The 11,386-nt window shown below is 44.5% G+C and carries 6 protein-coding genes; 5 read left to right on the top strand and 1 reads right to left on the bottom strand.

Annotation, left to right across the window (positions count from 1 at the left end; all coding sequences use genetic code 11):
• The first annotated feature begins 367 nt into the window (after window positions 1-367).
• Both ISG33_RS08695 and ISG33_RS08690 read left to right on the top strand, forming a co-directional pair.
• On the top strand, window positions 368-928 hold the full coding sequence (locus ISG33_RS08695) for a hypothetical protein (RefSeq protein ID WP_195733215.1): 561 nt from the start codon (window positions 368-370) through the stop codon (window positions 926-928).
• A complete protein-coding gene (locus tag ISG33_RS08690) occupies window positions 928-3,579 on the top strand; it encodes a family 8 glycosyl hydrolase (protein ID WP_195733214.1) in 2,652 nt (883 codons plus the stop codon). The genes ISG33_RS08695 and ISG33_RS08690 overlap by 1 nt, the downstream gene beginning before the upstream one ends.
• Window positions 3,580-3,639: 60 nt before the next feature.
• On the opposite strand, the gene ISG33_RS08685 is transcribed toward ISG33_RS08690, so the two are convergent.
• Window positions 3,640-4,044: a cytidine deaminase gene (locus ISG33_RS08685; RefSeq protein ID WP_195733213.1), complete on the bottom strand. Its 405-nt coding sequence runs from the start codon at window positions 4,042-4,044 to the stop codon at window positions 3,640-3,642.
• A 199-nt stretch (window positions 4,045-4,243) separates the two neighbouring features.
• Here ISG33_RS08685 and ISG33_RS08680 point away from each other — a divergent pair, with 199 nt between their 5' ends.
• The 3 genes from ISG33_RS08680 to ISG33_RS08670 all read left to right on the top strand — a co-directional run bounded on the left by ISG33_RS08680 (window position 4,244) and on the right by ISG33_RS08670 (window position 11,275).
• Window positions 4,244-5,308, top strand: coding sequence for an efflux RND transporter periplasmic adaptor subunit (locus ISG33_RS08680; protein WP_195733212.1), 1,065 nt, complete (start codon window positions 4,244-4,246; stop codon window positions 5,306-5,308).
• A gap of 2 nt (window positions 5,309-5,310) precedes the next feature.
• Window positions 5,311-8,439, top strand: a complete 3,129-nt coding sequence (locus tag ISG33_RS08675; protein ID WP_195733211.1) for an efflux RND transporter permease subunit — start codon at window positions 5,311-5,313, stop codon at window positions 8,437-8,439.
• Window positions 8,440-8,659: 220 nt separating this feature from the next.
• Entirely contained in the window at window positions 8,660-11,275 is a 2,616-nt protein-coding gene (locus ISG33_RS08670) for a TonB-dependent receptor (protein WP_195733210.1), read from the top strand.
• Window positions 11,276-11,386 lie beyond the last annotated feature (111 nt).

Here is an 11,386-nt window from a genome sequence, read left to right as displayed (position 1 = left end):
CATACCTCACGCAATAACGAAACGCGTGGGGTATGATTGCTTAGTATTTTTCCCCCTATGACTGCTTGTTGGAAAACGTCACAATTTAAACAATAACAGCCATACAAGAGTGAAACATCTGCATTCACCTTCATTTACATCTTCTCTGAAAAGATACAACATACATCGCCCCTTATTCCAAGGTTAAAAAATCACATATTTATTCTTGCTATTATGATTTTTCTTTAAGTACAAAGTTTAACTTATCCTTACTTCTTATTTAACATACCCTAGTGTTGAAATTTATACCTAATTCTCACAACAGATTTTTTATAAGCTCAGGGCCAATTTGTACTGGCTGAAAAGCTTATTGAAGTAAAGGATATTTATGAAACGCTTACTAATAACACTCGGTGCGCTACTTTTCAGCATGAATAGTTATGCACTATTAATAACTAGCAATGCAGAAATAGACACAGATAATCGCATTACCTTCACCTATGACATTCAAGCCAATTTGATTGATACCTATTCATTTGAATTGCTATTCGACTACGCACTTTTCGACAACATAGAGCTTGATGAAAGCAGCGTTCCTGCGGGATGGGACCCTTTGGTATTGCAAAGCGTCCCTGATTTTTGGGAAGACGGATTAGTCAACTTTCTAGCTGACTTCGATCCACTTCCACTTGGCAGCAGCATTCTAGGCCTTGTCATTACCGCAGATTATCTTGGTGGCGATACGCCAACCAATATTGAACAAAACTATGAAATTTATGGTGACGATGGATTCTCTGTTCCTGATTTTGACCAACTCGGGCTTGTGCTTCCTAACGACTTTGGGCAACTCACTACCTCTGTCACTTCAGTCAGTAGCCCTAGTGCTATAGCCTTGTTGCTAAGCGGTTTAGGCTTTGTTTTGATGCAACGCAGAGGAAGTAAAAAGTAATGAATACGAATAAAAAGAGCACTTTTCCATGTCTGGTTATTGCCGCTTTAACAACAAGCTTTGCATTTAACGCACAAGCTGAGATTGTGATCCAAGATTTGCAACTTACCGACCGTGAAAGAGTGTCGCGCACCGATTTTCGATATGAGTTTGACGTTAGAGTAGTGAACACTGGCACCGACCTTGAGCATATTAATGCCTTAATTTCTTACCCAAATCCTGCGTCGGATTTATCGTTAAGTGAATTGTCGCTACCCTATTTAGGCGCCGGTGAAGAGGCTACTTTAGAAGGTAAATTGGTCCTCATTCAAAATAGACGAGTGCGTTTTGACGCCGACGCTATTGAATGGAGCTTCAACTACTCTGAAGCCAGCAGCTTAAATGAGTTTGAACAGACATATTCGCCAGACTCAGCCTATATTACAAACGAACACCTTAACTTTTTCGTCGAGCGCGGTATTGCCTCTGAAGAAGATGTAATGGCCAAAATTCAAAATGACTACGCTCAGTTTTTTGAGCTCATTGAAGCGGCAGAAGTTACCGAAACCGAAAATGGTGATGTTTTGCAGTTTTCGGATGACTTTACTGACCTTAGTTCAAATTGGAGCGCCCTCCCCGATAACGGTTCGTCTGTTGAAGTGACCCTTGATGTAAATGATGGGCGATTAGTCGTCACGCCATATTGGAACGCAGAGCAAGATGCTGTAGCAGTGAAGTATCAGCAATTTGCCCCTATTGATTTCACAAATGGTGCAAATATTAGCTATCAAATACAGGCCGACTCTGCCTATGTTGCTGATGGCAATACTGCCGTTCAATTGATTATCGAAGATGAGAACTATAATCCAGCCTTTTTTGCCTTTCGTTTTCTAGCCGAAGATGGTCTGGTGTCGGTCTCGGTGGAAGATATTAGTTCAAGTTCAGACTTTGGTTATGTTGCTCCTGGCTTTGATTTTACAAAGGTGGCAGCAATAGGCTTCCAAATCCTAGCACGTGATAAAAGCCCAGAGATTGGCGGCAACATCAGTTTTGATAATGTTCAGATAACAACACCCACTCCGCAAGCAGCGCCTAGTTTGTTGTTTGAAGACGACTTGTCCAACGGCATTGCAAATTGGAACGTAGCACTCGATGGTGGCACTCAGCCCATTGTGAACCTTTCTGGCGCGGAAGCTGCGCTCGTGATTAGTCCAGAGTGGCGCTCAACAAACGACGCCTTCACCACTAAGTATCAACAATTCAATCCCATAGATATCAATGACAATGTGACCGTTGAATTCGATGTAGTGCTTCCTGAAAGTTACATTGACGATGGTAGCATGGCACTTCAGTTAGTGATTGAAGACCTTAATTATCAGCCAGGTTACTTTGGTTATGCTGGTGTTGGCGGCTTGCAAGGCGGGCAAAGCATTACGCTTCGATACGAAAATGTTGGTCCAGCGTCGGCGTATGGTTATGTGAGCCCAAGCTTCGACTTTAGTCAATTAGCGGGTGTAGGCATACAAGTGATTGCGGGCGGAAAATCAAGCGAAATCGAAGGTGACATAGTGATTGAAGCCGTGCGTATTTCGCAACTTGCTGACGCTGAACCAGTTACACCTACGAGTAATTCAAGCGTGCTATTTGCTGCTTCTGAAGATATGGCTTTCATAAAGGCAATTCACAGTGATGACATCGTCTCAGAAGGTATGAGCTACGGCATGATGTTGGCAGTGATGATGGATGACCAAAGTACCTTCAATAAGCTTTGGAAATTCACCAAAACCTACATGCAAAATAAAGATGGTTCGCAAAAAGACTTCTTTGCTTGGCGTCTGCGAGCACAAGCACCATATACCCCTTATGATATAAACCCTGCACCAGACGGTGAAGAATACTTTGCTATGGCTTTATTCTTTGCAAATAATCGCTGGGGAAGCACTGACGGTATTTTCGACTACAAAACCGAAGCAAACGAAATTTTGAATGACATGATTAATACGCATACAGAAACAACGCGTTTAATGATGCATCCTGAATATCAGCAAATAGAGTTCACCACCACTATCTTTGAAGAGAGCTTCACAGATGCCTCTTATCATCTGCCTGCCTTCTACGAATTATGGGCTTTATGGGCCGACGATGACAATCAATATTGGCATGAAACAGCTCAAATAAGCAGAGACTTCTTCAGCAGAGCAGCACATCCGGTTACCGGCTTATTCAGTGATTACTCGACGCATGAAGGCGCCCCGAAGGTAACTAGTTTCAATCCAAACAGCCACAAGAGCGCATTCGATTCATTTAGAGTGATCGGTAACATTGCAATGGACTACCATTGGTTTAGTCGCAGTGAAGAAATGCAGCGTCTTGTTGATCTTCAGGTAAATTTCTTTGAATCGGAAATCAATACCTTTGGTAACTTTATTGCAGTTTATGATGTTGACGGTACGCGTGAACCTGGTATTAACTATCGTGGTGAAGGCAGAAACGCGATGAACGGTTACGGTGCTACAGCCAGCGAACTTGCTTTCTCTGATCAGATGTTACGCTCATTGTGGGAGCAACAAAGACCCACAGGCGAATTCCGCTACTACGATGGTTTCTTGTATATGTTCAGCATGTTACACGCTGCAGGTGAGTTTAAAATACATAAACCCGAAGAGGAATAATATCGACAATTAGCCCTCAAATTTTAGTTTGGGGGCTAAAACTACTGGCCTAACACGACCTCATTCATTGAGGTCGAATCTATTTGGTAATAGTTGACCAAGGGTAGTTTTCCAGCTCTTTTCACAACTTTCGTTTACGCAATGAACCGGCCCATCAACATCCCCCATAAACTCAGTAACGACTTGTCTGCATGCGCCACAGGGCGATATAGGATCTTGTTGATTCGACATTACATGCAAAGCTGTAATTTTCTTCATTCCCAAACCAATTGCCGTTGAAATAGCAGAGCGTTCAGCACACACGGTTAAGCCATAAGATACATTCTCGACATTCACACCATAAGAAACATGAGTTTCACCGTTTAATTCATACTCAACTGCAGCAGCTACTTTTACTCCCGAATAAGGGCTGTAAGCTCTGCTAAGTACATCTCGAAGATTTCTGTGTAGGGTTTCTGAATCCACTGCGGTCACTCTTGTGTTAAGGGGCAATAAAAACTATATGATCGAAGACTCGTTCGCAAGTTGAATTACGAAAAAACACACATACTTACAACTCATTACAAATGCTTAAGCAAACTTTACGTATGAAGAATTCATTTTGTGCGCACAAAACAGTAGAATAGCAAAATCTTTCCCATTGATTTTTCAGGACTTTCAATTAATGAAAAAACCGCACATTATCGCCATCGTTATGACACTCATCATTGTGCTTTGGATGGCAAGTGGCATATTTTCATCAAATGATGGTGTTGAAGAAGAAAAGAAACCAACACAAGCGAATCAAAAAATGCTGGTGCAGGTTGAAGACAAAAATGCCGAACGGGTATTTCTCACACTCACCATACAAGGCCAGGTTGAGCCAAATAGGCAAGTAAGTATTCGTTCAGACCTTAAAGGTCGAATAGCTTCTCTTAAATTTGAGGAGGGTGATTTTGTTCAAGCCGGCGAAGTATTGGCTAGCCTAGATATAGAAGATCGCGAAATAAGATTGGAGCGGCAAAAAGCTCTGCTCAAGTCGAGGCAAGAAAGCTATAAAAGAACCAAAACCTTATCGCAGAGCAGCTTGCAATCACAATCCATGCTTGAGGACGCCTTTGCGGAGCTAAAAGCGGCAGAATCAGAACTAGCTCAGCTGGAATTTGAAATCAGTAAACTAAATATTTTGGCGCCCTTTGATGGCATAGTCGAAAGTAGAACAGTTGAAGCAGGAAGCTTCGTAAATGAAAATGCAGAAATCGCCCAGCTCGTCGACAACAGAACTCTTAAAGTTATTGCTCCTGTTGCACAGCGAGATATACAAAAAGTTAGTCTTGGTAAGCTTGCTACTATTAAACTGGCTACCGGTGAAGAGCTTGCAGGAAAAGTAAGTTTTATTTCTCCGGTGGCAAATCAAAGCACCCGCACTTTTCGTGTTGAAATTCTACTCGATAACGAAAATGGTGATTTACCCGCAGGCATGAGCGCTGAAATTCATATCCCCACAGTAGAAGTGAACGCTCACTTTATTTCGCCAGCAATATTGGCCTTAGATACAGCAGGTAACATTGGCGTTAAGACGGTGACTGATAATGCCAAGGTTGAATTTCATTCTATCGACATTGTGAAATCTGAGACCGCAGGTTTGTGGGTAACAGGCTTGCCACCACGCGCACGTATTATCACAATTGGTCAGGGCTTTGTTGAAGCTGGTGCGGCGGTAGACATTCAAATAGCTGGGGCGCAGTAGTTATGAACGCCATCATCGACGCTGCTTTCAGTCGCAGTAGAACCGTTCTATTGCTGTTTGCAATGATATTGCTCATGGGAACTTCATCTTACTTAAGTATCCCTAAAGAATCTGAGCCCGATGTGGCAATCCCCATTGTTTATGTGTCGGTAAACTATGAGGGGATTGCACCCGAAGATGCCGAACGACTTCTCGCCAGGCCATTAGAAAAAGAGCTTCAGTCAATTGAAGGTCTCAAAGAGTTTCGTTCGATAGGCGCAGAAGGCTACGCTTCGGTTACCCTAGAATTCGATGCTGGCTTTGACGCCGATAAAGCCCTACAAGATGTACGGGAGAAAGTAGACTTAGCGCGTGCTGAGTTACCACCAGGCACCGACGAACCGCGCGTTACCGAGGTTAACGTGGCACTCTTCCCCGTGCTTACTGTGGTGTTATCAGGCCCTGTTCCGGAACGGTCATTAGTGAGTATCGCTCGTCGTTTAAAAGACGACATTGAATCATTAGGCGGAGTATTGGAGGTTGAAATTGGTGGCGACCGAGAGGAAGTGCTCGAAGTTATCGTCAACCCGTCAGCACTTGAAGCGTACAATATATCGTATAGCGAACTCTTTAATTTTGTTTCACAGAACAATCGATTGGTTGCTGCAGGTGCCTTAGATACGGGTGCCGGACGTATGGTATTCAAAGTTCCTGGAGTTATAGAGGACGCAAGAGACCTCGCTACTTTACCAATCAAAGTAGATGGCAGTACAGTGGTTACCTTTCAGGATGTTGCCAGTTTGCGCAGAACCTACAAAGACCCCCTCAGTTTCGCACGCCTAAACGGACGTTCTGCCTTAGCGCTTGAGGTGTCAAAGCGCAGCGGCGCAAATATTATTGAGACCATTGAAGACGTTCGAGCGATTGTTGATGCGAGTAGTGAGGAATGGGGTTCAGCCATTCAAGTAAATTACCTACAAGACAAATCAGAAAACATTCGCACCATGCTCGGTGATTTAGAAAACAACGTGATCACTGCGATCATATTGGTCATGATAGTAATTATTGCAGCCTTAGGCGTTCGCCCAGCTATTTTGGTTGGTTTCGCTATTCCTGGTTCATTCTTAGCCGCGATGCTAGTGCTCGACCTAATGGGGATCACGCTGAATATGGTGGTCTTGTTTAGTCTCATTTTAGTGGTGGGCATGTTAGTTGACGGCGCCATAGTCACCATAGAGCTAGCCGATAGAAAATCAGCAGAAGGATTTGACGCCAAACAAGCTTATTCACAAGCTTCAAAGCGCATGGCATGGCCTATTATTGCATCAACCTTAACCACCTTAGTGGTATTTTTACCACTACTTGTTTGGCCAGGTTTAGTTGGTGAATTTATGAAGTTCCTACCAATAACCGTGATTATTACACTTGCTGCCTCTCTTGCAATGGCACTCATTTTCATTCCTGTGCTAGGGGCTTTACTGAATAAAAACAAAAAACAGAATCAGAGTAGCGATAGCATAAGCAAACAGATGTTAGCGGCCGAAAATGGCGATTTAGATAGTATCGATGGCTGGGTTGGTAAATATTTAGTAAGTCTACGTTTTATTTTACGCCACCCAGCAAAAGCATTTGGGTTAGCAATGTTTTGTATTGTGGGCGCGTATACAAGCTACGCATTTTTAGGTAAAGGAGTTGAGTTTTTCCCATCGGTTGAGCCCGAATTTTTGCAAGTACAGGTGCAAGCGCGAGGTGACTTGTCTATTTTCGAGCGGGATCAATTGGTGCGGAAAGTCGAAGACAGTCTGCTCGGATTCGACGAGATAAAATCAGTGTACGCTCGCACGATGGGTGCAAACAATCAATCAAACAGCAACATGCCCGACGATACAATTGGAGTTATTCAACTTGAACTCACCAATTGGCGCTACCGAAGAAGTGCCGAGGAAATAAAACCACTGTTACGAGACAAAGCGGCTAAGATCGCCGGTATACAGGTGCAGGTGCGTGAAGAAGAGTCTGGGCCAGCTTCAGGCAAACCGATTCAAATTGAAATTAGCGGCATTGATGTTAATGCGATCACCAAAACCATTACCGATATTCGAAGCAGCATGGAAGAGATTGGCGGCTTTGTTGACATTGAAGACTCACGCCCTCTGCCAAGTATAGAGTGGCGCTTGAAAGTTGACCGTCAAAAAGCGGCTGAGTTTGGCGCTGATGTAAGCTTAGTTGGCAATGCCGTTACCATGATCACCAACGGGGTTTTGCTCGCCGAATATCGCCCAGACGATGCTGAAGAAGAGGTAGAAATTCGCCTTCGCTTCCCTCGAGAAGACCGCACCTTAGAGCAACTTAATCGTTTACGAGTGCCCTCTGCAAGTGGTCAAATACCAATTAGTAACTTCGTAAGCTTTGAGCCTGCACAAAAAACTACGACCATAAACCGAACCGACGGCAGACGCGTTATGACTATTAAGTCGGCAGTTGCAGCAGATCTCTTGCCTGATGCTCAAGTGAATGCAGTGAAAGAAGCTCTCGCCAAGTACAAATTCGAGCAAGGCATTAATGTAAAGTTCAAAGGCCAAGACGAAGATATTCAAGAAACCATGGGCTTTTTGAGTAAGGCTTTCATCGTTGCCATTTTCTTGATGGCAATCATTTTAGTCACGCAGTTTAATAGCTTTTATCAGGCGCTGTTAGTGTTAAGCGCCATCGTGTTCTCTACCGCCGGAGTGTTGCTTGGATTGTTGATCACGGGCCAAGCCTTTGGTGTTGTTATGGTGGGTCTAGGCGTCATATCCTTAGCCGGTATTGTGGTAAACAATAATATTGTATTGATTGATACCTACAACGAGTTGAAAAACCGCGGCATGAGCGTTGAAGAAGCCTTACTTCGAACCGGAGCGCAAAGAATGCGACCTGTACTGCTAACGTCTGTTACCACCGTACTTGGATTGCTGCCCATGGTATTCGCCCTCACCATCGATATTGTGGGTAGAGATTTGTCGGTTGGTGCACCCTCGGCTCAGTGGTGGACACAACTTGCTAGCGCTATCGCCGGCGGGCTTAGCTTTGCCACAATTCTGACGCTGTTCTTAACGCCTTGCTTGCTGATGCTTGGGGTGAATATTTCGAAGCGCTTCAACAGAACTTAGCCACTCTGATCTGCGGAAAAACTCGCTTTATTGTGTTTTTCTCGCGGTCAAGTAGCAGGCCCCGTAACATCATTTTACATTTGTTCACTATTTAATCGCCGCTCCTTCCGGTTTTTGTGTTATAAAAACTGTGCTGCTAATTTTTCTTGTAAATACAGTCAGTTGTCGTATGGAAGCTTCAAGGCAGTAATCACACAAACAAATAAATAGGGATTATTTTATGTTCAAATACAGCTCAAAACTCACGCTCACAGCCGCGGCTGTGTGTGTTGCACTTTCTTCCGGTTCAGCCAATGCGATTGCTCAAGAGCAAGACGATAATATCGAACGTATTGCAGTTACCGGTTCACTTATAAAACGTCTTGATGAAGAAGGGCCGTCACCGGTCACCTCTCTTGATGCAGAAGCAATTGCGAATACTGGTGTGACCGACTTAATCAGTCTATTTACCAAGCTACCGATTTCCGGGCAAGGTACTTTTTCTACTCAAGGCAACAGCAGTGACGATACCGCAAATGGTGGCTCAAGTGTCTCATTAAGGGGCTTAGGTGCAGACTCTACCTTAATACTTATTAATGGTCGCCGTGTGTCTGTATCACCTTTTGCAAAAGGCATCGACACAGCTTTTGTCGATATCAACAACATTCCACTGGCCGCGATTAAGCGCGTGGACATCCTAAAAGATGGTGCTTCGGCAACCTATGGCTCAGACGCGATAGCGGGTGTTATCAATATCGTACTAGTAGACGACTTTGAGGGTGCTCAAGTGTCGGCAAAGCTTGGTACGACCGCAGATGGCGGCGGTGAAGAACAGAACTTCAATATTATCTGGGGCTCGAGTGACGAGAAAATGAGCCATACCTTCATTCTCGATTATTTCGATCGGGCAGAAGTATTGTACGCAGACCGAAGCTACTCTCGTTCAGCAAACCAAACTACGCTTCGTCCAAACGATCCCGATGCAGTCGATTTTAGAAGTTCATCGGGCATACCAGGCACGATTGCACTTCGCTCGGATCCTACCAATCGCATCATTGATGAATTCGGAAACGATCGTTGTCCAGCCGAAGATATCGATCGTGCAAACAACTTATGTCGCTATGACTACGCACCGGTCATGACCATGATCCCCGACGCAGAGCGTTTTAGCTACAACTACCTCGGCAGATATGAAATAAGCGACAGCATGAGCGCCTTCATCGACTTTAATGGTCAAAACTCTAAGTCAATAGTACGAGGCGCAGGTAGCCCGAGTTTCAACGAATTATTCATGGACGGCGACAACGCTAACCATCCTTTTGCCGATGACCCGAGTAGTCCGTTTTTTGGTCAAGACCTAACTATGCGCCGCAGAACCGTTGATATAGGTAACCGTGAAAAACGCGTTGATACTGACTATTTCAGAACTATCATGGGCTTGTCGGGCGAACTCGATACTTGGTATTGGGAAGCAGCATATAGCTATATAAAGAGTAAGTCGGTTGAGCGTGGTGTAGATGGTTTCCCTAACTCTCGTCGCGTACAAGAGGCGATTGATAATGAGTCGTGGAACCCCTTCGAGCCGTCAGCTAACTCTCAAGAGTCGCTTGATTTCATTGAAACAACCACCACCCGTGTGGGTAAATCAACCAATAAGTCTTTTGATTTAACCTTCTCAGGCCCGCTGCTTGAAATGGATGCTGGTGATTTGATGCTAGCGCTTAAGGCTGAGTACCGTGAAGAAGCCATAAGCGACAACCCAGACGACCAGTTCTTACGTGGCGAAGTGTTTGGTACCGAGGCAACGCAAGCTAATGGCAGCCGTGACAGTAAGTCGATTTCTGCTGAATTTGCCATTCCAGTGCTGGACGAGCTTGAACTTCAATTCGCTGTTCGCCATGAAAACTACAGCGACTTTGGTACGACTACCGATCCGAAAGTATCCTTCTTGTTTAAACCGCTCGATAATCTTTCATTCCGAGGATCTTACGGTACAGCGTTCAGAGCGCCATCACTACACCAACTTGGTCTAGGCCGCACTGATGAATCGCCTAATTTAGTCGATACCGTTCGCTGTAATGCAGTTGACTTGGGTTGTACCCCAGCAGAGTATACTGCGATATTTGCAGGAAACCCTGATCTCGGGCCTGAGGAATCGTCAAGCTATAACCTAGGTGTCATCTTTGCATTTAGTGACGATCTTGATGTCTCACTCGACTATTATAGCTACGATATTGAAAACATCATCGATTCAGATACACAGTTTGTATTCACGAACTTTGGCGACGACCCTACGGTAGTTGAACGTATTCCTACTGCGAACCCAAATGATCCGGGTGAAGTGGTACGTGTGTTTGATTCCTTCCAAAATATTGGTGATTTAGAAACCTCTGGTATCGACTTAGATCTTGGCTACAAGCTGAATTCTGATGTGGGCGAGTTCCGCTTCGGTTTCGTGATGAACTACGTATTAAAGTATGAAGAATTCCGCCCAGATGCAGAAGGTGGCGTTCGTCTTAATTTAAGTGAGGGCGAGTTCGAGCAACCAGAAGTGCGTCATACAACGTCGATGGATTGGGCCATGGATGACCTTACTGCAACAGTCGCACTTAACTACGTTGGCGAATTTGCCGGTGATGCCGATTCTGGCTTTGGTGATAAAACGGTTGATGCGATGACCACTGTTGACTTGGTGGTAAATTATCGAGGCATCGAAAACACCACGCTCACCGTAGGTGCAACAAACCTGTTCAATGAAGAGCCTCCGTTTAGTCATCATGACTTCTTTGGTTATGTGAACAGCATTCACAGTGGTCAAGGTCGTTTTGTATACGCCAGTGCGAGCTATCGCTTTTAAGTAAAGTAAAGCAATGCAATCATTGCTACTTTTTTGATTGAAAAACAAAGCAAGGGCACATTCATGTGCCCTTTTACTTTTACGCTAGGACAATAGTCGCAGCTTGCGGCA

The organism is Marinibium conchae (assembly GCF_015595035.1).
In the GTDB taxonomy this organism is placed as follows: Bacteria; Pseudomonadota; Gammaproteobacteria; order Enterobacterales; family Alteromonadaceae; genus Glaciecola.
This window is presented reverse-complemented; position numbering and strand designations above follow the sequence as displayed.

What these genes read in the sequence shown, in the direction of transcription:
- ISG33_RS08675 (WP_195733211.1), top strand. Translation starts at nt 5,311, where the DNA reads ATGAACGCCATCATCGACGCTGCTTTCAGTCGCAGTAGAACCGTTCTA.
- ISG33_RS08695 (WP_195733215.1), top strand. Translation starts at nt 368, where the DNA reads ATGAAACGCTTACTAATAACACTCGGTGCGCTACTTTTCAGCATGAAT.
- ISG33_RS08690 (WP_195733214.1), top strand. Translation starts at nt 928, where the DNA reads ATGAATACGAATAAAAAGAGCACTTTTCCATGTCTGGTTATTGCCGCT.
- ISG33_RS08670 (WP_195733210.1), top strand. Translation starts at nt 8,660, where the DNA reads ATGTTCAAATACAGCTCAAAACTCACGCTCACAGCCGCGGCTGTGTGT.
- ISG33_RS08680 (WP_195733212.1), top strand. Translation starts at nt 4,244, where the DNA reads ATGAAAAAACCGCACATTATCGCCATCGTTATGACACTCATCATTGTG.